Genomic DNA, 25778 nt, shown 5'->3' with positions numbered 1-25778 from the left:
ATCCGCCTCATCTCGCGGGTTATCACCCTGGCTACAGACCACTAGCATCGGGACGCGGCGCCGATTATCATGGCGGTATCCGCTTCCCGCCGCGTTGTTGGCCGCCTTTATGGCAGCGCCAGGGACCCGGCGGCCTGCCGCCATGAACCAGGAGACCCCCGTGGCCGAGAGCCTGACCGCAGCCCCCGTCGAGAATTTTTCTGCCGCCATGACGAGCGGACTTACCTTCGAGCTCGCCGGCCGCCCGGCGAAGCACACCGTGCTGTACTTTTACCCGAAAGACAACACGCCGGGCTGCACCACCGAGAGCATCGCCTTCCGCGAAGCCTATCCGGAGTTCCAGGCGCTCGAGGCCGAGATCTACGGCATCAGCCGCGACTCGCTGCGCTCACACGAAGGCTTCAAGGGCAAGCTCGGACTGCCGTTCGAACTGATTTCCGATCCGGACGAGCTGATGTGCCAGCAGTTCGGCGTCATGAAGACGAAAAATATGTACGGGAAACAAGTGCGCGGGGTCGAGCGCAGTACGTTTATCATTGACGCTCACGGCCGATTGGTGAAAGAATGGCGTGGCGTGAAAGTCAATGACCACGTGACCGAAGTGCTGGAATTTTTGAAGAGCCAGCCCTGAAAACGGATGGCTCCAGTTATTAACTTTGCTGGAACCTGCCTCCTATTTTGAGTCAACCGCATTCCATCCGATTCATTCATCCGCACCATTCCCTTTCGGCTGCCTGCCGGACCGGCATCCTCCGGCTGCAACCTGTATCTCTGCAACACTCCCAAGAGCATCGATTCCGTTCAGCGGCGCGCCCTGTGCTGCGCCCTTGCGGCCTTCCAGACTTTTTTTAGATTGAGAACCTGATGCCATTGCCAAAAATGCCTACCAAGCCAGCCACCATGCTGCTGGCAAAAGATTACCCAAAAGCTGAACCGGGCAAGTCGCCCGTGCGCCCGGTGGCCGCGAAGGCCGACGCCGACCTCGAAGACCTGATCTCGGGCCAGGCCGTGCCGACCCCGAAAGCGGCCAAGGCGCGCAAGGCCAAGGCTGCAGCCGACGCCGCGTCCACCATGGCCCCTGCCGCCAACGATACCGCCGCCGAAGCACCGCAGGCTGCGACCCCGGCCCGCAAGGCCAGGAACGGCGCCGCCGCGCCCCAGCCGGTCGCGCGCCTGCGCGAATCGAGAGATGAGCTCGATGCCGACCAGCCGCATCCGGCCAAGCACAAGCCGGTGGAAGTCACCGTCAAATCCTCCACCAGCCGCAAGGCCGACCGCAGCGGCACCACCAAGGTCTTCGTGCTCGACACCAACGTCCTGATGCACGACCCGACATCGCTGTTCCGCTTCGAGGAACACGACGTCTACCTGCCGATGATGACGTTGGAAGAGCTCGACAACCACAAGAAGGGCATGTCGGAAGTTGCGCGCAACGCCCGCCAGGTGTCGCGCACCCTCGACGCCCTGATCGCCAACATCGACGACGATGCGATCGAAGCCGGCATCCCGCTGGCCAAGCTCGGCAACAAGGATGCCAAGGGCCGCCTGTTCTTCCAGACCAAGCTGGACGCGGCGCCGCTGCCGGAAGGCCTGCCATCGGGCAAGGCGGACAACCAGATCCTGGGCGTGGTTCGCGCGCTGGAAGACCAGATGGGCGGCCGTGCGATCGTGCTCGTGTCGAAAGACATCAACATGCGCATCAAGGCGCGCGCGCTGGGCCTGCCGGCCGAAGACTATTTCAACGACCATGTGCTGGAAGACACCGACTTGCTGTACTCGGGCATCGTCCAGCTGCCGGACGACTTCTGGAACAAGCACGGCAAGGACATGGAGTCGTGGCAGGAGAACAAGAACGGCAACTCGGCTACCTACTACCGCATGACCGGCCCGGTGATCCCTACCCTGCTCGTGAACCAGTTCGTGTTCATCGAGCCGAAGAATGGCGAAGCGCCTTTCTATGGCCAGGTTAAACAGATCACCGGCAAGACTGCCGTGTTCCAGACCCTGCGCGACTATAGCCACAACAAGAACAATGTCTGGGGCATCACGGCGCGCAACCGCGAGCAGAATTTCGCACTGAACCTGCTCATGAACCCGGAATGCGATTTCGTCAGCCTGCTCGGCCAGGCCGGCACCGGCAAGACCCTGCTGGCCCTGGCCGCGGGCCTGGCGCAAGTGCTCGAGACCAAGCAGTACAACGAGATCATCGTCACCCGCGTCACGGTGCCGGTGGGCGAGGACATCGGTTTCCTGCCGGGTACCGAGGAAGAAAAGATGTCGCCGTGGATGGGCGCGTTCGACGACAACCTCGAGGTACTGATGAAGGGCGACGGCGATGCCGGCGACTGGGGCCGCGCGGCGACGCAAGACCTGATCCGCTCGCGCATCAAGATCAAGTCGCTGAACTTCATGCGCGGCCGTACTTTCGTGAACAAGTTCCTCATCATCGACGAGGCGCAGAACCTGACGCCGAAGCAGATGAAGACCCTGGTCACCCGCGCCGGCCCCGGCACCAAGATCCTGTGCCTGGGCAACATCGCCCAGATCGACACGCCTTACCTGACCGAAGGCTCGAGCGGCCTGACCTATGTGGTCGACCGCTTCAAGGGCTGGAGCCATGGCGGCCACGTCACCCTGGCGCGCGGCGAACGCTCGCGCCTGGCGGACCACGCCAGCGAAGTGCTGTAAGCCTGGCCTTGCTTGTATCGCCTGCCCGAAGTCAGCAGGTGGTTTGTCGAAACGCTCGCCGCAAGGCGGGCGTTTTTCATTTCTCCTTCCTATTCACTACGCATGCCCGAACTCTCTACGCTCTTTCTCCTCAAGCTCCTGCTGGTCCCGACCCTGATCGCCCTCGTCACCCTGGCCGGACGGCGCTGGGGTCCCGCAGTCGCCGGCCGGCTGTCGGCCTTTCCTATCGTCTCCGGCCCTATCCTGCTGGCCATCGCGCTGGAGCAAGGCGCCGATTTCGCTTCGGTTGCCGCCGCCAATACCCTGTTGGCCGTGCTCGCCATTCTCGTTTTCAGCATTGCTTATGCGCGCATGGCCAGGTTTGGCATGCCGAGGGCGATGGCGGCCGCCCTGCTGGCCTATGCCGTCGCGGTCGTGATCTTGAAATCGACTTCGCTGCCTATGTGGACCGGGTTTGCCGCCGTGCTGGCGGCGCTGCTGGGCGCGCCTTTCCTGTTCGGTCCGGCGCCGCAGGGGGCGGCCAAGGCCGGCAAGCCGGCCAATGACCTGCCCTGGCGCATGCTGGCCGGCGCAGTCCTGTGCCTGAGCGTGACCTATGCCGCGGCCCAGCTCGGCCCCCGCCTGAGCGGGCTGTTCGCGATGTTTCCCGTCATGAGCACCGTGCTGGTCGGCTTTTCGCACCGCGCCAGCGGGCCAGGATTCGCGGTGGCGCTGCTGCGCGGGATGGTCAATGGCTATTACGCGTTTGCCGTGTTCTGCCTGGTGCTGTCCTCGCTGCTGCGGTCGGAGTCGATTGCGTTTGCATTCACTGCCGCAACCGGCGCCGCGCTGGCGGTGCAACTGGGCGTGAAATGGCTGCTGGGGCGGCGGGCCGATGCCCTGGCCTTGCGCGCCGCGGCGTGCCCACCCGTGCAACGCGGTTTAGAATAGCCGGTCCAAGATTTGTATAGAGAGTCCTCGATGCCCCACATGCTCCTGATCCACGAACCTGCCGGCCAGCGCGCCACCCGCAGCGAAGCAGAAGGCCGCGCCGTCTACGAGCGCATGCTGCGCTGGGGCGACGACCTGCGCAGCCGCGGCTTGCTCTTGGGCGCCGAATCGCTGGCCTCGCAGGATGGGGCGGCACGTGTGACGGCCCCGGGGGGCAAGACGCGCATCATGGATGGGCCGTTCGCGGAAGCCAAGGAGATGGTGGGCGGGTTCTTCCTGGTCGATGTCGATTCGCGCGAAGAAGCGATCAAGCTGGCGGGCGAATGTCCGGCGGCCGAATGGGCGACGGTAGAGGTCAGGGGGCTGGCGCCCTGCTTTGAACGCTAGCGATACGCAGCTTGAATTGGGTTCCGGCCTACACCGGAACGACTGTTTTAATGGTAGCGGCTGTAAGGTAGCGCTACCATTACCTTTCGCTTTAAAACCGTCATCCCGGCGAAGGCCGGGATCCAGGTTCGCAGCTCGGCCCAAAAAAATATTCGACCACGATGTCGATCTCCCAACCCTCCATTCGTCGTACCAGTTGGAAGCCTATAAAGGCTCCGCCCACGACAAGGAGACTTACATGCGTTTCATGATCATCGTCAAGGCAACACCCGACACGGAAGCCGGGGTCATGCCCGGCGAGCCGCTGTTCGCGGCCATGGCCGGCTACCACCAGGAGCTGGCCCGGGCCGGCGTCCTGCTCGACGCCAACGGGCTGCGCCCCACCCGCGACGGCTGGCGCATCCGCCACCACGAAGGCCGGCGCAGTGTGGTCGACGGCCCCTTCGCGGAAACCAAGGAGCTGATCGCCGGCTATACCCTGATCCAGGTGCGCAGCCGCGAAGAAGCCATGGAATGGTCGCGCCGCTTCCCGGCTCCGCACGGCGAGCTGCCAGACGCCGAAATCGAAGTGCGCCAGCTCTACGAACCCGAAGACCTGCCGGCCTCCCCTGCCCGCGAGCGCTTGCGCTCCCTGTCATCCCCTACCTGAAAGGACACCGCCATGAACAAGCAGATCTACGTCAACCTCCCGGTCAAGGACCTCGAACGCAGCAAGGCCTTCTTCGGCGCGCTCGGCTTCGATTTCAACCCGCAGTTCAGCGACCAGAACGCGGCCTGCATGATCGTCTCACCCGACATCTACGTCATGCTGCTGGCCGAGCCCTTCTTCCAGACCTTTACCAACAAACCGATTCTGGATGCGCGCAAGGCCACCGAAGTGCTGCTCTGCCTGTCCTGCGACAGCCGCGCCGCGGTCGACGAGCTGGCCGCCAAGGCGAAAGCCGCCGGCGCCGCCTGGCCGAACGAGCCGAAGGACTACGGCTTCATGTACCAGCACGGTTTCGAAGACCTCGACGGCCACCTGTGGGAGCTGGCGTACATGGAAAGCATGCCGGAGTCCCAGGCAGAAGACGCCGCCGCCCAGATCTGATGCAGGCCCAGGTCGAACGCAGCATCGCCACGGTCTGGCGCATCGAGTCCGCGAAGATCGTCGCCAGCGTGGCGCGCATGGTGCGCGACGTCGGCCTGGCCGAGGAGCTGGCTCAGGATGCCTTGGTCGCGGCCCTCGAACACTGGCCGCTTGAGGGCATCCCGGACAAGCCGGGCGCCTGGCTGATGACCACGGCCAAGCACGCCGCGCTCGACCGCCTCCGGCGCGATCGCGTGCTACGCCAGAAGCTCGAGCAGATCGGCCTCGACCTCGAGGCCCGGGAGGCACTGGTGGTACCCGACTTCGTCGACAGCCTGGACGCCGCGCGCAACGACGTCTTCCAGGACGATTTGCTGCGCCTGATGTTCACGGCCTGCCACCCGGTGCTCTCGCTCGATGCGCGCCTGGCGCTCACGCTCAAGCTGCTGGGCGGCCTGGGCACGGCGGAAATCGCGCGCGCCTTCCTGGTGCCGGAAGCGACCATGGCCCAGCGCATCGTGCGCGCCAAGCGTACGCTCGGCGACGCGCGTGTGCCTTTCGAGCTGCCGCCACCTGGCGAACTCGGTGAGCGCCTGGGCGCCGTGTTAGAGGCGGTCTACCTGATCTTCAACGAAGGCTATACCGCCACCGCGGGCGAAGACTGGATGCGGCCTGCCCTGGCCGACGAAGCGCTGCGCCTGGGTCGCATGCTGGCCGAACTGGCGCCTGGCGAGCCGGAAGCCCATGGCCTGGTCGCCTTGATGGAATTGCAGGCCTCGCGCATGAAGGCGCGCGTCGACAGCAAAGGCCGTCCGGTGCTGCTGATGGACCAGGACCGCTCGCGCTGGGACGGCGTGCTGGTACGGCGCGGCCTGGCAGCGCTCGAACGCTCCGCGCAGCTTGGCGCGCCGCGCGGCCCCTACCTGCTGCAGGCCGAGATCGCGGCCTGCCACGCCCGCGCCCACGTCGCGCAGGATACCGACTGGCCAGCCATCGCGGCGCTGTATGGCGAACTGGCCCAGGTCCAGCCTTCGCCCGTGGTCGAACTCAATCGCGCGGTGGCAGTGGGGATGGCCGAGGGAGCGGAGGCCGGGCTGGCGCTGGCCGACGTGCTGGCAACGGAGGGCAAGCTGCAGGGCTACCATTGGCTGCCGAGCGTGCGCGCCGACCTGCTGTCCAGGCTTGGCCGCTGCGATGAGGCACGCGCCGAATTCGAACGCGCCGCCGGCATGACGGCCAACGCGGCCGAGCGCGAGCTGCTGCTGTCCCGCGCCCGGGAACAAGGGGCGTAAACAAACCCCGCATGCCCAGGGCCGTGCGGGGCGCAATGCATCCGTGCCAATCAGCGCACGATGCAATCGACAGTGTTCGGATCGGACGGGCTCTTGGCGCCAGGCACGGCCGGCCCGGCCACGTTGAACACCGGCGGCGGCATGAACTGCAGCCCCGGGTTGACAGGTACGATGACCGGCGGCTGGGTCATGCTCGGCACGAAGCCGAACTGGCCGGCCGCGAAGTTCAGCGCCCCGCCCTGGTTGGTCACCACGATCATTCCGTCGCTCACCTGCACGTGCAGGCCCGGAGCCAGGCCGGGCGCGCCGCTGGCCGAGGGCAGCTTGGCCGGCCCGGCACCCGGCATCCCGGGCGGCACGAACTGCGCGATGAAGGTGGTGCCGCGGATGCCGATGGTGGCGCTCGGCGTCTTCAGCGAGAACTTCTCCTTGTTGCGCTTGCCCATCATGCCCGTGATCGAGCGCAGGCCGCCCTTGACCAGGCTGAAGCTCGCGTTGTCCTCGTCCGGCTTGCCGGCGTCATAGGCGAAATTCTCGACCTTGAAGGTGGTGCCCGGGCGCAGCGTGATCTCGCTGTTGTCGATGAACTTGATCTGGGCGTAGGTGTTCTTCTCGGACACCAGAGTGTCGCCGCTTTCGATTTCCGAACGCAGCGCCAGCACCTTGACGCTGCCATCAAGCTTCTTCGCCATCAGCGGGCCGCTCAGGCGCGCCACGACCCCGGCCACCTGCGCCGCCCAGGCCGCGCTGCCGAACATGAGCAGCGCCGCGAACAGCGCCGCTTTAATTGCAGTACATTTTTGCAGCTGGTGTTTCATTCTTTACTCCTGGGGTGGTACCCGTTGCAGGACCGGCCTGCTGTTCCGTCTTGTCCGAAGCCGTTTCGCCGCCGCCCTTGGCGCCTTCGCCGCTGCCTGCCGGCGCGACGACCGGCGCCAGGACAGCTGTAGGGGTGCGCGAATTGATCAGGTTGACCGTGGTCTGCTGGGCCAGCGACACCGGCGTCTGGGTCTCGCCACCAGTGGGCGGGACAAGGACCTGGCAAGCCGGCAGCGAAGGGTTGGCCACGCAGGCCGAGACGCTAGGCAGCACCGCCGCGCAACCCGCCAGCGTCGGCGAGGCCGCGCACTGGGTCAGGGTCGGCAGCACCACCGAGCAGCCCTGCAGCGCAGGGCTGCCGACGCACTGGGCCAGGGTCGGCAGCGTCACCGGGCAGCCTGGCAGCGACGGGTTGCCGATACATTGCGACAGCGTCGGCAAGGTCACCGAGCAGCCCGGCAGCGAAGGGTTGGCGACGCACTGTGCGACAGTCGGCAGCATCACCGAGCAGCCCGGCAGCGAGGGGCTGGAGACGCACTGCGCCACGGTCGGCAGCACCACGCTGCAACCCGGCGCCGCGCGGTTGACGACGCATTGCGACACCGTCGGCAGCACGCCGCTGCAGGCCGCATCGCCTGGATTCACCAGGCAGGCATTGAAGGTCAGTTGCAGGACCTGGGCGCAGCCGGCGATGCCGGGGGTGGCCTTGCACACCGCCAGCGACGGCAGCACGGCCTGGCAGCCGCTGCCCGCCGGGTTGGCCACGCAGGCCTCGAATGCGGCGCGCGCCGCCAGCACCGGGGCGCAGCCCAGTTTGCCCGGCGTGGCCACGCAGACTTCGAGCGCAGGCAGCACGCTGGCGCAGCCGGCGCCGGATGGCTCGGCGATACAGGCCAGCAGTGCGGCGCGTTCGAGCACGGCCGCGCAGCCGTTGGTCGACGGGTTGGCGCGGCAGGCGGCCGGCGCCGGCAGCACCTGGCCGCAGTTCGGGCCGTCCGGATTGACGATGCAGGCCTGGGTAGCGGTTTGCAGTACCGGGCCGCAGCCGGTGGCGGCCGGGTTGGCGAGACAAGTTTCGAGCGTCGGTGCCGGGCCTGGCGTCGGCGGCCCTGGCTCGGCCGGGGCGCCAGGGATGGTCACGGTCAGTTTGTCCGGGCTGGCGACGACGATGCTGCCCGTGGCGATGGCAGTGCTGCCGGCCGTGACCTGAACGCTGCCCGAAGTCGACGCCACCTGCGCGCCCTGGGTCACGGTCAGCACGCCGCCGTTGCCGGCCTCGAGGCGGATGTTGCCGCTGCCGGAACGCACTTTGCCCTGGACCGTGAGCGGGCCCCGGGTCAGCAGGCTGATGGACCCGTTGCCGGTCTTCACGCCCTGCCCTTCGACGCCGGTTTCGGAGACGGTCAGGCCGGCGGCGCTGTCAACGGTGATGGCGCCGGTGTTGCCCGGGCCCGCCTGCACCACGTCCTGCAGAATGACGGCGCGGCTGCTGAGGATGTTGATCGGCGCATTGCCGGTCGCGGTGTTGATGGCGCTGAGCACCTGTGCATTGGTGCGCAGCGGAGCGCTATTGGTGCCGATGCCCCCGCCCGATGCCAGCGACAGGAAATTGGCACCCAGGGTGCCGCTGCCGGAAACCGAATCGGCTTCGATGAACATCGCCAGCGCTTGCAGGTTGGCGTTCGCAATGAAGGCGCCGCCCACCAGGTCCAGTTCGGAACCGGCCGCGATGCCCGCCACGCCGGCCACGGTCCCGACCTGCAGGGCCCCGGTCCAGCCGAAGCGGAAGTTGCCGGTCGAGGCCGCGCCTGCGAGCGTGCCGACCTGGTTGGCGTATTTCATGTCCACCTGGCCGGCGTCGACCAGCAGGCTGGCCGCCTTCACGACCGAGCCGTTGTGCTGGGTGATGTCGGCGATCGAACTGAGGGTCATGAGGCCGCTCGCATCGAGCACGCCGCCCAGCTTCATGCCTTCGTTGCCGGCGGCGAGCGCGATCGTGCCTGACTTGAGCGCGCCGTCGACGACGATGCCGCCACCGGTGAGCGCGACCTTCCCCGGCGCGGTGATCGAGGCGCCCGGTCCGGTCACGTTGATGGCGCCGCCGCCCAGGTGCGGGTGCAGGGTGCCGCCGAACTGGCTGGCGCTGCCGGTCAGGACCACCGGCGCGTTGATGTTGACGATGCCGGCCGAGTCGATCTGCAGGTGGCCCGGCATGCTCAAGGCAGCGTCGAGGTTGACCGCACCCACGTGGCCGCTGTTGCCGATGTTGATGCCGAAGGCGCTGAAGGCGCCCAGGCGCGCCGGATCGAGCGTGAGCGCGCTGCCGCTTTCGACGCTCCTGACATGGATGGCGGTGGTGTTGTTGAAGGTGTTGAACGAGATGACCGGCAGGGTACCGGCGACACCGACGATATTTCCGAGCAGCGTCATGCGCTCGGCCTTCAGGTCGATGTAGTTCGGGCTGGCGAGCGCGCCGGCTGCACCCAGGATGAAGCGGTTCCCGGCGCGGAAATCGAGGTCGCCCCCGCTCGAGCTGACCAGCGCATTGACGGTCAGGTTGTTGCCCGCCTCGGCGCGCACGCTCTTGACCGCGGCGAGGTTGTCGCTGACGGTCAGGTCGTTCTGCGCCTGCAGCACGATGTTGGCATTGGTGGCCAGCAGCGTCGCCGGCGACACCACGGTATCGCCGCTGCCGGGCGGCTTGGCAAACACGTCGACCGCCGCTGCGTGCGCGGTGCCGTCGGCGCGCACGATGATGTTCCAGGGGTCGAGCAGCCAGGTGCCACTCTTGCCATTGCTGGCGCCCGCGTCCACCTTGACGCCGGCGGTGTCCAGGTCGTGGCCCGAGGTCTCGACCAAACCGCCGTGTCCATTGGCGGCGCCGCGCGCCGAGATGCTGCCGTGGGCGCTGGTGGCGCCGTCCGACCACAGCACGATCTTGCCGCCGTCGCCGGAAGTGAGCGCATCGGCGCGGATGCTGGCATCCTTGCCGAACCAGGTTTGCCGGGCATTGGGCAGTGCGGCATTCTTGCCCTGGTAGTCGCCGCCCACCAGCACGGTGCCGCCACCGAACTGGCCGCTCGCATCGACCACTGCGTTGCCGGCCAGGCCGACGCGCGCGCCAAGCAACTGGACCTCGCCGCCCTTGCCGGCACCCACCGCGCTGGTGACGCTGCCCGCCTCCAATACCGTATCGCGGGTGGCCTTCAGGACGATCCTGCCGTCCTGGCCGACCACCGCGCTGTTGGCGTTGACCACGCCGCGCTGGTTGACCAGTGCGCCGTAGATGCCGATGCGGCCGCCCTGCGCCACCACCTGGCCGAGGTTGATCGCACGGTCGTTCGGCGCCGACACCACCACCTGCAGGTCGGGATTGTTTGAATCGACCAGCTGCACGCTGCGGCCGGCCGCCAGCACCACCTCGCCGTTCGGCGCGCTGATGATGCCGGTGTTCTCGACGTTCGGCGCCACCAGGTAGACCCTGCCGCCGGAAGGCGTCGCGATCGCAGCTTCGTTGCGCACTGCGCCGGGGTTTAGCCCTGCCGTGAAGTGCTTCTTCCCGGCCAGGAAATCGGCGTCGCTCAGGTTCAGCGTGGACGCCACCAGGCCGCCCACGTCGACCCGCGCGCCTTGAGCGAACACCACGCCGTTCGGGTTGATCAGGAAGACCTTGCCGTTCGATTGCAGTGCGCCGAGGATGCGGCTCGGGTCCTGGCCCAGGATGCGGTTGAGCACCGCGCTATCGCCGTTTTGCTGGATGAAGCGGGTGATCTCGCCCGCGTTCACCGAGAAGCTTTGCCAGTTGATGATGGTGCCCGGCGTGTTCGTGATCGAGAACACGTTGCCCTGCAGGGAGAAGCTGGCCTGCCCCGCCACCACCTGCGGCAGCGTCGGTGCGGCATGCGCGACGGCGAAGCAGCCGGCAACGCACAGCGCCGCCCGGCTGAGTCTGATCAATCCGTTCCTGATGTTGCTCGAGTTGCTCATTTCTTCTCCTAGTAGGCCAGGCCGACGCGCACGTGCAGCTTGTCCTTGCCGGTGCCCGCGAGGGCGCCCTTTTTCACCACATTGCCGTAATCGATCTGCAGGCTGACCGCGCTGCCCATCGCGACGCGCAGGCCGAGGCCCGCACTGGCGATGCTGGTGCTGCGCAGCTCGCCCGGCAGCGCATGATTGCGCTTGCCCCAGGCGGTGTCGTAGAACGCCAGCAGGCGGCATTGCCAGCCGCCGCCAGCGCACACATTCGGGGCGTAAAGTTCGAGGTTCAGGCCCAGGCCCGAGTCGGTAGACAGTTCGCGCTCGTCGAAGCCGCGCACGCTGGTCGAGCCGCCGGCGCCGAACTGCTCGCCCGGCACCAGCGCGTCCGGCGTGTACTGGCCATTGGCCAGCACGCGGGTCTGCCAGTCGCCGCTTCCCAGGGCACGGGCCCAGGCGCCGCCAAAGCGCAGCGCGGTATAGCCATCCTTGGCGCCTGCGCGTGCGGCCGTGAATGCGGCCTGGTCACCGCGCGAGCCGCCCGAGACGTTGCGCACCAGGGTCGCCGTGAAGTTCGCTTCGCCGTTGTCGAGCGCCACCCGGCCCTGGTAGCCGATGCTGACCGGGCGCACGGTGACGTCGTTGCCGAAGTCCTGGTTGAAGAACACAACGCTGTTCTTGTACGCCTTGACTTCGACGCCGTAGACGATGCGCCCTTCCAGTTCGTGGCCGGCAAGCGTGCGCTTGGCCAGCACCTTGTTGTAGCGCGCGCCGTAGACCGCGCCGCGGCCGCTGACGGCCAGGTCGAACAGGCCGGCGGTCACAAGGCCGGAATCGACGTCCGAATAGCTTGCGTACAGGTCAACCGAGGCGCCCTGCGCATACAGCGGCACGTGGTAGCCCATGCCCCATACCGCGACCTGCGAGGGTTCTTCCACCGTAGTGGTGTACTGCAGGCTGCCGACATGGTCGCGCCCCCCCAGGTTCGCATGCTGGAGCACCAGGCCGGCGTGGGTCTTGCCGGTTTCGCGGGTGCCGGTATTGTCGAAGTTGGCCATGACGGTCCAGGGACGCTCATCAAGCACATCGACGCGCGCATCCAAGGTGTCCTCGACCTGCCCGCTCTCGAGGCTCAACTTGATTTTTTTCGCCGGGTTCTCGTTGGCCAGTTTCAGGTTGGCCGACACCTGCTCCAGGTTGGGCGTGGTTCCTTCGCGCAGCGACGGCAGGCTGCGGCGGATATTGTCGGTGCCGGCGTGGCGGTTGCCCGCGACCTTGAGCTGGCCGATGGTAGCCTGCACCACCTTCAGGCGCACCACGCCACCATTGAGTTCCTGCTCCGGCAGCTGCACGGTCACGACCTTGTAGCCACGCTCGTGGTACAGGGCTTCGAGCGCTTCCAGCGCGCGCTGGACGTCGCCGAAGTCGCGCCCGGCGCCCGTAAAGGGGACGACGGCGCGCTCGACCTCAAAGGCCGGCAGCAAGGTATTGCCGGTCACCTCGAAGCGGCTGATGTCGAAACGGACGATGTCGTCAGGCGCCGCGGCCGGCGCCGGATCCTGTGCCCAGGCCGCGCTCACCGCGAGGGCAAGCACGGAGCCTAGAAACAGGCGTGCGAAACGTTGATTCATTAGCGTTGCTTTACAGATAGTTGTTTTTATAAGATTGTCTTCTGGTCTGGCAACACGCGGCAGCAAGGCCACAGCGCTCCAGTGTGGAAGTCTACCGAGGTTTTTGTTGCAATTGGGAAAAATTGCATTTAAGCAAGCAACTTCTTCCACCCAACCGGGGAAAGCGCAAAGCCGGCGTTGTACGGACAACACACCGGCCCGCGTGCCAGGCCTTACTTGGTGTCGAAGTTGGTCACACCATCCCAGTCGGCGCCGGGAGGCTGGGCACGGAAACGGGCGACGCGCTCCAGGTAGAGCCGGTACAGGGCGCGATGCGGCTGGCCTGCCGCCAGGCGCCCGAGCGCGGCCTGCGCGGCCTCCCACTGCTGGCTGCGCACCAGGGCCAGTGCCGCATCCCATTCGGCCAGCTCGTCGAGCGTCCCGGCGGGTAGCGCCTCCGGTTTGCCAAGCGGCTCGTAGATGGCGACCGGCTCGCTCTTGCCTTTTACGCGCACCAGGTCGAGCTCGCGATAGACGAATTCGGGCGCGCCCAGGCGGGTGGCGGCGCCCACCGCGATGCCCACGCCATAGACCTTGGTGATGCCTTCCAGACGCGCGCCCAGGTTCACGGCGTCGCCCATCACCGTGTAGGCGCGCCGGATCTTCGAGCCCATGTCGCCGACGTGCATGGTGCCGCTGTTCAGGCCAATGCCAATGTTTAAAGCAGGCCAGCCACGCGCGCGGAAGTCCGCATCCAGGCGCGCCGCACTGGCCTGCATCAGCAGCGCAGTCGCCACGGCGCGGCTGGCATGGTCGGCAAATGCCACCGGCGCGCCCCAGAAGGCCATCACGGCGTCGCCGATGTATTTGTCGAGCGTGCCCTGGTGGCTGGAGCGGATGTCCTCGGACATCGCCGTCAGGTACAGGTTGATGTATTCGCGCAGCGCCTTCGGGCTCAAGCCCTCGGAGATCGTGGTGAAGCCGCGCACGTCGACGAACATCACGGTGAGTTCGCGGCTTTCGCCATCCATGTTGTAGGCTTCAGGGTTGTCGGCCATTTTCTCCACCAGCTCGGGCGCCACGTATTCGCCGAAGCGCGAGACCAGCGCCCTGCCCCTGCGGACTTCAAAAAAGTAGCCCCAGGCCAGGTTCAGCACGAACAGCGTGCCCACCAGCAGCAGGCAGGTGAAGACATTGAGGATGGCGTCGTGCTGGCTGTACATGTAATAGTTGAAGGCGCCGCAGGCCACGAAAGCGCAGGCGGCCAGCAGCACCGACCAGGCCGGCGCCAGCACCGCCAGCGCGAGACTCAGCACCACGCCCACCGCCAGCAGCTGGATCGCCTCGACCACCTGGGCCGACCAGTGGCGCGTCTTGAAGCGCCCGTCGAGCATCGACTTGATCATGTTGGCGTGGATCTCGACACCCGGGTATTCGGCGTTCACCGGCGTGGCCCGCAAGTCCTGCAGGCCGGGCGCCGTGGTGCCGACCAGGACGATCGTGCCGGCCAATACGTCCTTGTCGACCCGCCCCCCCAAGACGTCGGCCGCCGACACATAGCGGAAGGCGCCGCCATCGGGCCCGCCGCGGCCGCGGAACTGCACCGTCGAAGTCAATGCCTCGCCCACCGGGAACACCACCCGGCCGGCCTTTTTCGTGAACATCTGCAGGGTGTCGAAGGCCGAGGCCTGGCGCTCGTTCTCGGACAGGGTGTCGACGGTCCCGCTGAGCACCGGCTTGATCGAGCCGGTGTCCAGGAAAGCCGCCAGGGTCGCCAGCGACAGCGAAGGATAGTAGCCATCCTTGATGCGGAACAGCACCGGCGAGGAGCGCACGATGCCGTCGGCATCGGTGATGGCAGTGAAGATGCCGGCGCCGGCGGCGGCCTGCTGCAGGCGCGCGATATTGGCTTCATAGCCCTTGGCGGTATAGGCATGGCCTTCTCGCCCGTTCAGGAACTCTAGCGTAAAGGCCGGTTCGGGCAGCAGGCCCTTGGCCTGGCCGTCCGAGACGTTAAAGCCCAGCACCACCGGCTGGCCCTGCAGCGCGCTCGCGAACATGCCGTCGTAGTCGAGCGAGGTTTGAAGCATCTCGAGCTGGCGCCGCAGTCCCGGCACGTCCTTCAGCTCGTGCCCGGCCAGGCGCGCCAGCACGTCGTAGCCGGAACTCGTATCGGGCTCGGGGAAGGAGACGTCGAAGCCCACCGCGCCGACCTCGTAGTGCGTGGTGAGCTGGCTGACCAGTTTGGCGAGCACGTTGCGGCTCCAGGGGAAGCGCCCGAGTTCGTTCAGGCTCTTGCTGTCGATGTCGACGATGACGATACCCGGGTCGAGCTCGAACGGCTCGAGGCGCATGCGCAGGTCGGAGATGATGGTGTCCTGGCGCTCGATCGTGTGGCTGGTCCAGAAGTCGAGCGGGTACAGCACGGCGGCCAGCGTCAGGAGCAGTCCGAGCGCCCAGCGCGCGCCATAGCGTGACAACAGCTGCCGTAGACGTGTCATGACCGCGGGGGCCTACAGCCGGTAGCCGGGGATCGCCGACTCGTCCACCGGGTCGATCTGGTGCGCGTCCATGTTCCTGTGCGCGAACTCCAGGTACACCTTGTTGCGCACGAAGATGTCGAACAGGTCCGGGTCGATGTGGCCGTTGAGCGCGAACTTGCCGAGGATGTTCAGCGACTCGGACAGCAGCTTGCCCTTCTTATAGGGGCGGTCGGCGGCGGTCAGCGCTTCGAAGATGTCGGCAATGGCCATGATGCGCGCCTGCACCGACATCTGGTCGCGCATCAGGCCGCGCGGATAGCCCTTGCCATCCATGCGCTCGTGGTGGCCGCCCGCGTATTCCGGCACGTTCTTGAGGTGCTTGGGCCAGGGCAGCGACTCGAGCATGCGCACCGAGACGTCGATGTGGTTGTTGATGACCTTGCGCTCGGCCTCGGTCAGGGTCCCGAAGCGCACCGTCAGGTTGAGCATCTCGTTCTCGCTCAGGAAGTCCTGTTCCTGGCCGCTTGGCCCGGTCCAGCGAATCCGGGCGATGCGGCGCACCCGCGCCTGGTCGTCCTCGGACATGCCTTCGCCGCCCAGGTTGGCGCGGCGCAGGAATTCGCGGTCGGCGCGCATGCGCGCCTGTTCTTCCCCGCAGCGTGCGTCGATCGCCGCGTGGTCAGCGCCAGGCTGGCATTTCCCGCGCAGCGCTCGGATCTCGCAATCGCGCAGCAGCACCTCGAAGCGGGTATCGACCAGGTGGATGCGGTCGAAAATGGTTTCCAGCTTGGTGGCCTTGTCGACGATGTGCACCGGGGTGGTGATCTTGCCGCAGTCGTGCAGCAGGCCGGCCAGCCAGAGTTCCTTGCGGTCGGCGTCCGTCATGCGGAAGGCCGCCAGCGGCCCTTCACTGGTCTGGTGCACCGCCTCCGCCAGCAGCATGGTCAGCTCGGGCACGAACTGGCAGTGGCGGCCGGTATAGGGCGATTTTTCGTCGATGCCGATATTGATCAGGTTGACCAGGGACTCGAGCAGGTTCTCGAGCTGCTGGATCAGCAGCTGCTTGGTCAGCGCCGACGCCGCCTGGGCCGCCAGGGCCTCGATGAAGCGCTGGTCGGTCTGGGTGAAGGCGCGGATGGCGCCGGTCTCCGGGTCCTTGGCGTTGATCAGCTGGAGCACGCCCACGAGCTCGCCCTCGTGGTCGGTCATCGGCACCGTCAGGAAGGACTGCGAGTGGTAGCCGAAGGTCGCATCAAAACTGCGCATGCCCGAGAAATTGAAGGCCTCCGCCCGGTACACGTCTTCGATATTCACCGACTGGTTGCAGTTGGCCGCATAGGCCGCCACCGAGGCGAGGTTCTTGTCGCCGTCGGCGTCGTACAGCGGCACCGGCGCGATGTCGATCGGCTGGCCGCTCACGCCTCCCTGGTAGATCCCCAGGCTGTCGTTGATCGAGATATGGAAGCACAGGCTGCGCCGGTCCTCGCTCGGGCGGTACAGGGTGCCGCCGTCGGCATCGGTCATGCCCTTGGCCACGCGCAGGATGCGGTCGAGCAGCGCGGGCGTGCCATGGATGTCCCCGAGCGCGACGCTCACTTCCGTCAGCTGGTGCAGGCGTTGCGCGATTTGTGACGGGTTCAGCTCTTGCATGGTGGTTGCTCGGTACAGGGCGTGTGCACGCGCCGGAGGTGCACGTGGAACAGTTTTTGCCGGGTGGTAATTTTAGGGAAGTGTAGCTTTCTTACGCCTGGCTGTATATCCCCTGATGTGCTCGATTTGTCACCATGGGGCCCGGGAAGGGAAAAACGAGAAATTTTGGACTATTTACTACACAAACTCGCTATCATGTTCGATGTTCGCCAAAAAATAACGACTTGTCCGGCTGGGAGTACAGATGAAATTCCGCTTTTGGGGAGTGCGCGGTTCGATACCGTCCCCGGGTCCGCGTACCGCGCGCTATGGCGGGAATACCACCTGCATCGAAGTGCGCACGGACGACGGCACCTTGCTCATCCTCGACGGCGGCACCGGCCTGTTCCCGCTGGCCCAGCACCTGCTGGCCCAGCCGCAGCGCCCGCCGGTGAACGCCAACATCTTCATCACCCACAGCCACTGGGACCATATCCATGGCCTGCCCTTCTTCACCCCGCTGTTCATCAAGGGCAGCCGGGTGCGCCTGCACGGCGCCTACGACCCGGTGACGAAACAGGGCATCGAGCACGTGATGGGCGTACAGCTCCAGAACAGCTATTTTCCAGTGAGCGAAACCCAGATGGACGCCACCATCGACTACCGCACGCTGGACATCGGCGTGCCGATCGAGGTCGGCGACGCGGTCGTCGGCAACGTGGTCATGAACCATCCCGTGACCAACCTGGGCTACCGCATCGCCAGCAAAGGCCGCGCGCTGTTCTTCACGGGCGACCACGAACCCTGGCACAACCCCTATCCGCCGGGCAACCCTGCCTTCGACGCCTTTGAGAAGCACTTGAACGAGCGCGAGCGCGCGATCGATGCCGCGATGCGCGGGGTGGATGCGCTGATCGTCGACTGCTCGTACACGCGCGAGGAATACCCGGCCAGGGCCGGCTGGGGCCACGGCACGTTTGACGCCGCCATCGACATGGCGCTGCGCGTCGGCGCGCGCGCCCTCTACTGCACCCACCACGAGCCGACCCGCAGCGACGATGACCTCGAAGCCGTGTTTGCCGGCGTGATGGCGCGCCACCGCGACCGCCTGGGCAGCCTGCAGGTGCACCTGGCCTACGAAGGGCTGGAAGTGGTGCTGTAAACGGGGCAGCATCGCGCCGGGACGAAGCCAGGAGCGCGCCTGCCCTCCTGGCTTTTTTTGGCCTGCCGCTTTCGCGTCTTGCATAAAAATACGAATCTTTGCAAAGCGCTACAGTTAGCTGACATTTTCCCTGCAAATCACCATTACAATCAACCCTGCCATTTTTCGTCACTTACCGAATTATGCATACACGATAACGGGACATTTAGAGGAGTTAGCCCCACATGAAATATTTCATCGCGGCCGCCGCTGCGGCCTGTACCCTGCTCACGGGCTGTGAGTCGACGCCGGCCGAGGGCGGCCAGAAGCTGGCCCGCGAAGAAGCCCATGTTCCGACCGGGACCATCATCCCGCGCAAGAAGAACCAGGGCCCGAACGCCACCAATGTCGGCACGGTCAACAAGGACGATCTCGAAAACCAGCGCAACATGAATTCGGGACAGCCCACCCCGACGGGCACCTAAAGGCCGCGCCGGCAAGCAGCCCGGCGCCCGGTCCCCGCACGGCAAAAAGGCCGGTAACGCATCGCGCGCTGCCGGCCTTTCTTTTAGGGCGTGAATACCACTCAGTCGCCCGAGCCGCCTTCCACGAAGACCGCCGTGGTACGCGCCGGGATGGTGAAGGTGCCGCTCTCATCCTGGTAGCCGGACGCCTTCACCGCCGGGTCATCCGACTTGCGCTGCAGTTTGTGCAGCTTGAGCTTGAGACCCTTGAGCGCGGGGATGGCGATGGTCTTTGCTTCCTTGTCCACGTTGAACAGCACCACCACGCTGCGGTACTGCGCGTCGGGGTAGCGGTAAGGCGAATCGCCGTCGATGCGCATCACCACCAGGCCCGCCTGCTGGTCCGGGCCGGTGTTGTGGAAGACCAGGCGCTCGCTCACGTCCTTCGCCGTGCGCAGGCGGAACAAGCTGCTGTCCTTGCGGATCGCCAGCAACTCTTCAACCGCCGCCTTGGCCGACAGGATCGCTTTCGTATCCGGCATGATCAAGGGGTTGTTCAGCACCGGCGCCATGCGGCCCCAGTTGTCGCCGTTCGGGCCGCCCATCGGCAAGCCGACGCCGAAGTTGTTCGACGTGTAGCTGTAATCCAGGCGGTTGAACCAGTCGCCCGCGTTATAGCTGTCGCGGTCGAGCGACTTGGAGCGCAGGATCTCCTGCCCCGCATGGATGAAGGGCACGCCCTGCGACAGCAGCACGATGGCCGCGCCCAGGTTCTGCACCCGTACGCGGTCCGCAAGCGACGTCGCTTGCGGCAGGCGGAAGGCGTTGATGTCGAACAGGGTCTGGTTGTCGTGCGCCTCGATGTAGTTGATGGTTTCAGCCGGGCTGGCGGCAAAGCCCGCGTTCTGGCCGAAGTAATCGATCTGGGCGTTCGAGCGCAGCGAACCGAAACGGTCCGTGAAGCGGTAGTCGCGCAAGGTACCCGACAGGCCCACGCGCACCAGGTCGGCCAGGCGCAGGGCATCGTCGCGCGACTGGTTGCTTAACGCATTCGGGTCGTACCACACGCCGTTGATGAAGCCTTGCTGGCTGATCAGGTTGTCGCCGCCGTCGCAGCAGCCGCCGCCGCGCACCGCATCGCGCAGCCGGTCGTTGAACGAGCCGATCCCGCTGCCGAACATGTTCGCCTGGCGCGCCTGCACGAAGCGCTGGTCGTTGCCCACCGCGCCGAAGTTCCATGCTTCGCCGTAGAGGTAGATCTCGCGGCCGGCGGCGCGGTTCACGCTGGCTTTCAGGCGCTTCATCAGGTCCAGCGGCGCGAAGCCCATGATGTCGAAGCGGAAGCTGTCGACCTTGTATTCCGATGCCCACAGCGACACCGAATCGATCATGAGTTTACCCATCATCGCGTGCTCGGCGGCGGTGTCTGCGCAGCAGCTGTCGTTCAGGTTGGCGCCGTTGGCGTTCAGGCGGTAGTAGTAGGCCGGGACGATCTTGTCGAGCACCGACAGCGGGCCTTGCTGCGAGGCGCTGGTGTGGTTGTAGACCACGTCCATCGTCACCCGCAGCCCGGTTTCGTGCAGCCCCTGCACCATCGCGCGGAACTCGCGGATGCGCGCGGCGCCGTCGTTGGCGTTGGACGCATAGCTGCCCTCCGGCGCGTTGTAGTGCACCGGGTCGTAGCCCCAGTTGAAGCAGTCGCTGTCGCGGCTTGCATCCACCGCCGCCTGCTGCGCAGCGGAATCCGGCGCCGCATTCGGAATGACCGGGGTGCTGCAGCCGGCTTCGTTGACGCTGGCGAAGTCAAACGCCGGCAGCAGGTGCACATGGGTCAGGCCCGCCGCTTCCAGCGACTTCAGGTGGCGCATGCCGCGCGAACCGCGCTCGGTGAAGGCCAGGTATTTGCCGCGGTTCGCGGCCGCCACGGAGTCGTCGCCGGCGCTGAAATCGCGCACGTGCAGCTCGTACAGCGAGATGTCGGCCGGGTGCTCGAGCCGGGGCAGCTGGTGGCTGTCCCAGCCGCGCGGCTTGAGCGCCGGGCTGTCGAGCCTGGCGACGAAGGAACGGCCGCTATTGGCGTTCAGGCTCAGCGAATACGGATCGGTGACGGTATTCGTCACCAGGGTGTTGTTGGCCCAGCGCGACAGCACCTTCACGGTATAGGTGTAATAGGCGCGGTTGGCCAAGGCGGCATCCGGCGCCGTATAGCTCCAGATGCCGCTGGCGGCGTCGAAGCGCATCGGCACCTGGGTGCTGGCCGGCGCGTCGGCACTGGCATAGATGTCCAGCGCCACCGATTTCGCGGTTGGCGCCCACAGGCGGAAAGTCGGCACGCCCTGGGCGCTGAAGCTCACGCCCAGCTTGGCGGTCGCGGCGCGCTCGGCGAACACCTCGTCGAGCATGCCGGCGTTCTGCAGCGAAGTGACCTGCACCAGCTGGCCGGCGGCGTCGAACTGGGCCACGGCGAACTGCGCGCTGGCCAGGATTGGGAGCCTGGCGGCATCGGCGCTGGACAGCGCCAGGCCGGTGGCGCCGGCCAGGTGGCGGAATTTCTCGCGCAGCGCCTCGGGCAAGCTGCTGGGCGTGAGCGCCATGCTGCCGTCCGCGCCCGTCACGCCGGCCAGGCTGGAACCCAATCCGCCGTTCGCGGCGTAGTACAGCTTGTAGCTGCCGGCGGCGGGCACGCCCGGCCAGGCGATGGTTTTCGCGGCCAGCCAGTGGGCGCTGGCATTGGCCAGGTTGCCGAAGCTGATGGCGGGCGGCGCGGTGTAGACGGTGCAGTCGCCCTCGAGCAGCCAGATCTCGTGGCCGCGGGTAGCGACGTCCGGGTTGAGCGGCGCACCCTGGTCGGCGCCGCAATTCTTGTTGCCGCTGCCGTCGGTGACGAGGAACCACAGCGCGGTCTTGCCGCTCGCCAGGGGGATGTCGACATAGCCGCCGAAGGCGTCGCCCTGGGTGAACATGAAGCGGTCGGTGATCCAGGCCGAGCTGGGGTTGGCCGGGCCGTCCCACGAATACACGCCCCACTGGCTGGTGTCGTTCTGCACGCGGCGGAAGTGCACCCGGATGGTGCCGGCCGCGACCGGTGCGGCGGCGCTGGCAGCCGCCGTCTGGGCGGCGACGCTTGAGCCCGGCAGGGCGAAGCTTGCCACCAGCATCATTGTTCCGCAAGCCGCCACGGTGAGGCGCAGCCGTGAAATCAAACTACGTCTGTTGCGCATGTTGTCCCCTTTGTCTTTATTGTCATTGGCAGTGGCGCCCTACGGTTGACCGCTGGCGGCAAGGGTGGCGAGCGCCACGATGTAATATTACTACCAAGACTCGGCAATATGCTGGTGCACGCACACAAAAAAACAGGGCGGTGTGCCCTGTCCCTGGATAGCAACAAGCTCAGGATTTGGGCGAGATTGCCGGCTGGAATTCGCGGCTGCCCTGCGGCTGGCGCTCGCCCGGGGCAACCGGACGGGAGAAGAAATAGCCCTGGCCCTCGTCGCAGCCGAGCGTCTTGAGAAGCTGCATCTGCCTGCGGTTCTCGACGCCCTCGGCCACCACCCGCATGCCCAGCGCGTGGGCCATCGCGATCATCGAAGCGATCAGGGTGTCGCCCTCGGGCTGTTCGATGCGCAGCACGAAGGCGCGGTCGATCTTGAGCACGTCGAAGCGCAGCTTCTGCAGCTGGGACAGCGACGAGTAGCCGGTGCCGAAGTCGTCGATGCACAGCTTGATCCCCAGGCCGCGCAGCTGGCGGAACACGTCGGACTCCCCGATCCCCTCCTGCATCATGGACGACTCGGTGACCTCGATTTCGAGCAGCGAGGGGTCGATCCCGTGGCGGGCGCTGGCGCTCCTGAACAGCGCCAGCACGTCGCACTGGCTGAACTGGCGCGGCGAGATGTTCACCGACACCGGCACCAGTTCGGCGCCGTCCTTTGCCCACAGGGCCAGCTGGCGGCAGACGCTGTCGACCACCTGCTCGCCCAGCCGCACGATCAGGCCGGTCTCTTCGGCCAGGGCGATGAAGCTGTCCGGTCCGGTGAGCCCCTTGCCGGGGCGGTCCCAGCGCACCAGTGCCTCCATGCTCGAGGCCGTGCCGGCGGCGAGGTCGACGCGCGGCTGGTAATGCACCACGAACTGATGGTGGTCGAGCGCGCGCCGCAGTTCCAGCTCGGTCTCCAGGCGGGTGCGGATCGCTTCGAAAAAACGCGACTGGAAGAAGCGGAAACTGCCCTTGCCTTCGGTCTTGACCGAGTACATCGCGATGTCCGCATTCTTGAGCAGGGTCTGGGCGTCGTCCCCATCCTCGGGGAACAGGCTGATGCCGATCGAGGCGCCCAGCACGTGGGTGGTATGTTGTAGATGAAAGCCGTTGTGGAAGGCCTCGAGCACGCGTCCGGCGACGTGTTCGACGGCGGCGGCGCTGTCGACGTGCTCGAGCACCACCACGAATTCGTCGCCGCCCAGGCGCACCACATGGTCGCGCGGGCGCACCGCCAGCTTCAGGCGCTTGCCGACGGTGCGCAGCAGTTCGTCGCCGGCCGAGTGCCCGAGCGCGTCGTTGACGGTCTTGAAACCATCGAGGTCGATGAACAGCACCGCCAGGCCGTGGCCGCCCGAGCGCGCGGCTTCGATCGCCTGCGGCAGGTAGTGCTGGATCCAGTGGCGGTTCGGCAGGCCGGTGAGCGCATCGGAATTGCTCCTGCGCTCGAGCTCGGTCAGATGCGCCTTGGCCTCGCTGATGTCGCGGATCGTCACCGCCAGGTCGTCGCCGGCGCGCACGGCCTTGTAGCGGATCCACTTCGGCTTGAGCAACTGCTTCGCGGCCGTCACCTGGAGCTCGCTGTCGTACAGGCCGGTGTCGAGCGCTTCCTGCAGCCGGGCGCAGGCGGCCTCGAACAGCTTGCCCTGGTAGAACTCGGAGAGGCGGTGCCCGATCAGCCGGCCAGGCTCCGTCCCGAACATGTCGGCCCCGTACTGGTTGCAGTCGACGACCTCGAAATCGCGTACCTTGCCGTGCGCGTCGCGCAGCGGGCGGTTGATGAAGAAGCCCTCCCCCGCGTCTTCGGTGGCCAGGCGGTAGGTGGAGCGGATGGTCTCGATCTGGTGCTGCTTCCACTTGGCGTGCAGGTAAAAGCTGGTGGCCGCCAGTGCGGCGAGGGCCAGCCAGGCGGTGTTCCACCATGCGTTGTCCAGCGCAGCCCGGCGGTGCGCGCGGAAGGGCGCCATGGCCGAGTATTCGTCTACGCCTACCACGCCGACCAGGCCGTGTTCCATCATGCGCTGCCAGCCGAGCACGCGGGTGCGCCCGTCGGCAAACCAGTGCCTGCCCTCGAAGCGCGCCACGCCCTGGGGCGGCTCGGTGGGGAGCGCGGCGCGCAGGAAGGGCATGCGCGCCGAATGCACGACATTGCCGGTGCGGGTGGCGCGCACCACCCCGTCGGCGCCGACGAAGCCGACCAGGCCGTAGTCGCGCAGTATCGGCTCGGCATAATGCTGGGTGAAGAAGGACGGGTATACCGACACCAGCACGATGCCGTCGAAGCTGCCGTCGGGCGCGAGCAGCCGGCGCGAAAAAGCGATGATCTCGCGCTTCGACAACTGGCCGTCGAGCGGGGCGCTGATATAGAGCTGGTCGCTGGCCGCGCGCTGCTGCGCGCTGAAATACGGTTTGGCGCTGAAATCAAGGCCGGGTGCGGCGGAATGGGAACTGCTCAGGACCAGGCCGTTGCGGTCGATCAGGGCCACGGCGGAGATGAATTGCTGCGCAAAAATCCCGGCCTCGATGGTGCCGCCCAGGTCGAGGCGCTGGCCGGATGTGGTCCAGTTGTGGCGCAGCAGCAGCAGCAGCCGGTCGGCGTCGCCGATCGAGCGGCGCGTGCGCAGCACCAGGCTGCGGGTATAGGCGTCGACCTGCTGCTCCAGCTCGGCCTCGCGGTCATGCCGTTCGTGCTTCAGGTCGAGTAGTACCATGCTCCACAGCACGGCTGCGGTGCCCAGCGCGATCGCCGGCCACAGCAAGAGCAGCGCCAGGTGCCGGCGCAGGAAGGCCAGGAAAGGACGCAGGGGGCCGAGCACACCGAGACCAATCGGGGTGCCAGAGGGTAAGGCCTTGTCGATATGCTGGGTCATTCGCGCTCCGGCACGGCATGGACAGCCACGGGCAAAGTATGCCACGAGGCTTGCCGGAACAGCCGCAGCGCATTCGTCTGGGACACACAAGCAAGGATGACCCTGCCCGGCCCGCCGCCTTATCCCTGGCGAACGCGGTTGCGTCCCTCGGCCTTGGCCGCGTACAAGGCCTTGTCGGCGCTGGCGATGAGGTGTTCCGCCGTGTGCTCGGGAGCGGGCACGAGCGAGGCGACGCCTATCGAGATCGTGACCATGCCCGCCTCGGTGCAGGGATGCTCGAGCGCCAGGCCTGCCAGGCGGGCGCGGCAGGCTTCGGCCAGCTTCACCGCACCAACCAGGTCGGTTTCGGGCAGGACGATGGCGAACTCCTCGCCGCCGTAGCGCGCCGCCAGGTCGGCCGGACGCTTGAGCTGCTCGGTCAGCACGGCCGCCACTTTCTTCAGGCACAGGTCGCCCGCCTGGTGGCCGAACTCGTCGTTGTACAGCTTGAAATGGTCGACGTCGCACAGCAGCATCGACAGCGGCTTCTGGGTGCGCTGCCCACGCTGCCATTCGCGCTGCACGGTGTCGTCGAAGGCCCGGCGGTTGCCGATGCCGGTCAGGCCGTCCAGGGCCGCCAGCTTTTGCAGCTGGACGTTGGCATCGGCCAGCTTCTGCTGACTCTCGCGCAGGAAACGGAAGGCTTCGTCGCGTTCGAGCCGGCTGACATAGGCGGCCGAGTGGTAGCGAATCCGCGCCAGCAACTCCAGCGCATCGGGCAGCTTGACCAGGTAGTCATTGGCGCCGACGGCGAAGCTGTGAGCCTTGAGTTTCGGGTCTTCCTTGGCCGACAGCACGATCACCGGCACCGAACGCAGGGCGGCGTCGATGCGGTACTGGCGGATCAGGTCGAACCCGTCGCTTCCCGGCATCACCAGGTCCTGCAGGATCACGGTTGGCCGCAGCACGGCCGCAGCCGCCTGCGCCTTGGCGGCATCGGTCACGAAGTGGAATTCGATGTCATGCTCGGCAACGAGCATCCGACGGATCGCCTCGACGATGATGAGCTGGTCGTCCACCAGCAAGACCCGGACGCGATGGCGGAAGGGATCTTGCTGCGGAACGTCCATGGGTACAACTTCAGACATGGTAAGCCTGCAATAATAAGTGAGGGTTCAATCTGTTT

Annotated in this window: 17 protein-coding genes; 9 read left to right on the top strand and 8 right to left on the bottom strand. The window is 66.4% G+C overall.

The genetic code is table 11. The annotated features are described in order from the left end of the window. Positions 1 to 142: 142 nt before the first annotated feature. From AC56K1_RS12755 to AC56K1_RS12725, 7 genes are all read left to right on the top strand, one after another. Positions 143 to 631: a peroxiredoxin gene (locus AC56K1_RS12755; protein ID WP_497158212.1), complete on the top strand. Its 489-nt coding sequence runs from the start codon at positions 143 to 145 to the stop codon at positions 629 to 631. Between the two features lie 233 nt (positions 632 to 864). Further along, positions 865 to 2688, top strand: a complete 1824-nt coding sequence (locus tag AC56K1_RS12750; protein ID WP_497158211.1) for a PhoH family protein — start codon at positions 865 to 867, stop codon at positions 2686 to 2688. A 102-nt stretch (positions 2689 to 2790) separates the two neighbouring features. Next, complete coding sequence (locus AC56K1_RS12745) at positions 2791 to 3618, top strand: hypothetical protein (protein ID WP_497158210.1); 828 nt, start codon at positions 2791 to 2793, stop codon at positions 3616 to 3618. Positions 3619 to 3648: 30 nt separating this feature from the next. Continuing rightward, positions 3649 to 4005 carry a YciI family protein gene (locus AC56K1_RS12740; RefSeq protein WP_497158209.1) on the top strand — a complete coding sequence of 119 codons (357 nt, stop codon included), beginning with the start codon at positions 3649 to 3651 and terminating at the stop codon, positions 4003 to 4005. 238 nt (positions 4006 to 4243) lie between these two features. Continuing rightward, positions 4244 to 4654 carry a YciI family protein gene (locus AC56K1_RS12735; protein WP_497158208.1) on the top strand — a complete coding sequence of 137 codons (411 nt, stop codon included), beginning with the start codon at positions 4244 to 4246 and terminating at the stop codon, positions 4652 to 4654. Between the two features lie 12 nt (positions 4655 to 4666). Beyond that, positions 4667 to 5095, top strand: coding sequence for a VOC family protein (locus AC56K1_RS12730; protein ID WP_497158207.1), 429 nt, complete (start codon positions 4667 to 4669; stop codon positions 5093 to 5095). Then, positions 5095 to 6366, top strand: a complete 1272-nt coding sequence (locus AC56K1_RS12725) for an RNA polymerase sigma factor (RefSeq protein WP_497158206.1) — start codon at positions 5095 to 5097, stop codon at positions 6364 to 6366. Before AC56K1_RS12730 ends, AC56K1_RS12725 begins: the two co-directional genes overlap by 1 nt. A gap of 50 nt (positions 6367 to 6416) precedes the next feature. Here the strand turns inward: AC56K1_RS12725 and AC56K1_RS12720 are convergent, their stop codons facing one another. The 5 genes from AC56K1_RS12720 to AC56K1_RS12700 form a co-directional block, all read right to left on the bottom strand. After that, complete coding sequence (locus tag AC56K1_RS12720) at positions 6417 to 7184, bottom strand: FecR family protein (RefSeq protein WP_497158205.1); 768 nt, start codon at positions 7182 to 7184, stop codon at positions 6417 to 6419. Further along, on the bottom strand, positions 7150 to 11172 hold the full coding sequence (locus AC56K1_RS12715; RefSeq protein ID WP_497158204.1) for a two-partner secretion domain-containing protein: 4023 nt from the start codon (positions 11170 to 11172) through the stop codon (positions 7150 to 7152). The genes AC56K1_RS12720 and AC56K1_RS12715 overlap by 35 nt, the downstream gene beginning before the upstream one ends. A gap of 8 nt (positions 11173 to 11180) precedes the next feature. Further along, on the bottom strand, positions 11181 to 12791 hold the full coding sequence (locus AC56K1_RS12710) for a ShlB/FhaC/HecB family hemolysin secretion/activation protein (RefSeq protein ID WP_497158203.1): 1611 nt from the start codon (positions 12789 to 12791) through the stop codon (positions 11181 to 11183). A gap of 212 nt (positions 12792 to 13003) precedes the next feature. Beyond that, positions 13004 to 15271, bottom strand: a complete 2268-nt coding sequence (locus AC56K1_RS12705) for a CHASE2 domain-containing protein (RefSeq protein WP_497158202.1) — start codon at positions 15269 to 15271, stop codon at positions 13004 to 13006. 12 nt (positions 15272 to 15283) lie between these two features. Further along, positions 15284 to 16903 (bottom strand): GAF and HD-GYP domain-containing protein, encoded by a 1620-nt coding sequence (locus AC56K1_RS12700; protein ID WP_497158201.1) that lies wholly within the window; start codon positions 16901 to 16903, stop codon positions 15284 to 15286. A gap of 244 nt (positions 16904 to 17147) precedes the next feature. On the opposite strand from AC56K1_RS12700, the gene AC56K1_RS12695 reads away from it, so the two are divergent. Both AC56K1_RS12695 and AC56K1_RS12690 read left to right on the top strand, forming a co-directional pair. Then, positions 17148 to 18044, top strand: coding sequence for an MBL fold metallo-hydrolase (locus AC56K1_RS12695; RefSeq protein ID WP_497158200.1), 897 nt, complete (start codon positions 17148 to 17150; stop codon positions 18042 to 18044). Between the two features lie 224 nt (positions 18045 to 18268). Further along, positions 18269 to 18508 carry a hypothetical protein gene (locus AC56K1_RS12690; protein ID WP_497158199.1) on the top strand — a complete coding sequence of 80 codons (240 nt, stop codon included), beginning with the start codon at positions 18269 to 18271 and terminating at the stop codon, positions 18506 to 18508. 101 nt (positions 18509 to 18609) lie between these two features. On the opposite strand, the gene pulA is transcribed toward AC56K1_RS12690, so the two are convergent. The 3 genes from pulA to AC56K1_RS12675 form a co-directional block, all read right to left on the bottom strand. Next, positions 18610 to 21708, bottom strand: coding sequence for a pullulanase-type alpha-1,6-glucosidase (gene pulA / locus AC56K1_RS12685; RefSeq protein ID WP_497158198.1), 3099 nt, complete (start codon positions 21706 to 21708; stop codon positions 18610 to 18612). Between the two features lie 169 nt (positions 21709 to 21877). Beyond that, on the bottom strand, positions 21878 to 24613 hold the full coding sequence (locus AC56K1_RS12680) for a bifunctional diguanylate cyclase/phosphodiesterase (RefSeq protein ID WP_497158197.1): 2736 nt from the start codon (positions 24611 to 24613) through the stop codon (positions 21878 to 21880). A gap of 119 nt (positions 24614 to 24732) precedes the next feature. After that, positions 24733 to 25740, bottom strand: coding sequence for a diguanylate cyclase (locus tag AC56K1_RS12675; RefSeq protein ID WP_497158196.1), 1008 nt, complete (start codon positions 25738 to 25740; stop codon positions 24733 to 24735). Positions 25741 to 25778: the final 38 nt, after the last annotated feature.

The organism is Telluria sp. ZB4P37, assembly GCF_059685855.1.
The sequence above is the reverse complement of the archived record's forward strand: the minus strand, read 5'-3'. Positions and strand labels throughout refer to the sequence as shown.

Coding starts and splice junctions, on each gene's coding strand:
- AC56K1_RS12755 (WP_497158212.1), top strand. CDS start 143: ATGAACCAGGAGACCCCCGTGGCCGAGAGCCTGACCGCAGCCCCCGTC.
- AC56K1_RS12750 (WP_497158211.1), top strand. CDS start 865: ATGCCATTGCCAAAAATGCCTACCAAGCCAGCCACCATGCTGCTGGCA.
- AC56K1_RS12745 (WP_497158210.1), top strand. CDS start 2,791: ATGCCCGAACTCTCTACGCTCTTTCTCCTCAAGCTCCTGCTGGTCCCG.
- AC56K1_RS12740 (WP_497158209.1), top strand. CDS start 3,649: ATGCCCCACATGCTCCTGATCCACGAACCTGCCGGCCAGCGCGCCACC.
- AC56K1_RS12735 (WP_497158208.1), top strand. CDS start 4,244: ATGCGTTTCATGATCATCGTCAAGGCAACACCCGACACGGAAGCCGGG.
- AC56K1_RS12730 (WP_497158207.1), top strand. CDS start 4,667: ATGAACAAGCAGATCTACGTCAACCTCCCGGTCAAGGACCTCGAACGC.
- AC56K1_RS12725 (WP_497158206.1), top strand. CDS start 5,095: ATGCAGGCCCAGGTCGAACGCAGCATCGCCACGGTCTGGCGCATCGAG.
- AC56K1_RS12720 (WP_497158205.1), bottom strand. CDS start 7,184: ATGAAACACCAGCTGCAAAAATGTACTGCAATTAAAGCGGCGCTGTTC.
- AC56K1_RS12715 (WP_497158204.1), bottom strand. CDS start 11,172: ATGAGCAACTCGAGCAACATCAGGAACGGATTGATCAGACTCAGCCGG.
- AC56K1_RS12710 (WP_497158203.1), bottom strand. CDS start 12,791: ATGAATCAACGTTTCGCACGCCTGTTTCTAGGCTCCGTGCTTGCCCTC.
- AC56K1_RS12705 (WP_497158202.1), bottom strand. CDS start 15,271: ATGACACGTCTACGGCAGCTGTTGTCACGCTATGGCGCGCGCTGGGCG.
- AC56K1_RS12700 (WP_497158201.1), bottom strand. CDS start 16,903: ATGCAAGAGCTGAACCCGTCACAAATCGCGCAACGCCTGCACCAGCTG.
- AC56K1_RS12695 (WP_497158200.1), top strand. CDS start 17,148: ATGAAATTCCGCTTTTGGGGAGTGCGCGGTTCGATACCGTCCCCGGGT.
- AC56K1_RS12690 (WP_497158199.1), top strand. CDS start 18,269: ATGAAATATTTCATCGCGGCCGCCGCTGCGGCCTGTACCCTGCTCACG.
- pulA (WP_497158198.1), bottom strand. CDS start 21,708: ATGCGCAACAGACGTAGTTTGATTTCACGGCTGCGCCTCACCGTGGCG.
- AC56K1_RS12680 (WP_497158197.1), bottom strand. CDS start 24,613: ATGACCCAGCATATCGACAAGGCCTTACCCTCTGGCACCCCGATTGGT.
- AC56K1_RS12675 (WP_497158196.1), bottom strand. CDS start 25,740: ATGTCTGAAGTTGTACCCATGGACGTTCCGCAGCAAGATCCCTTCCGC.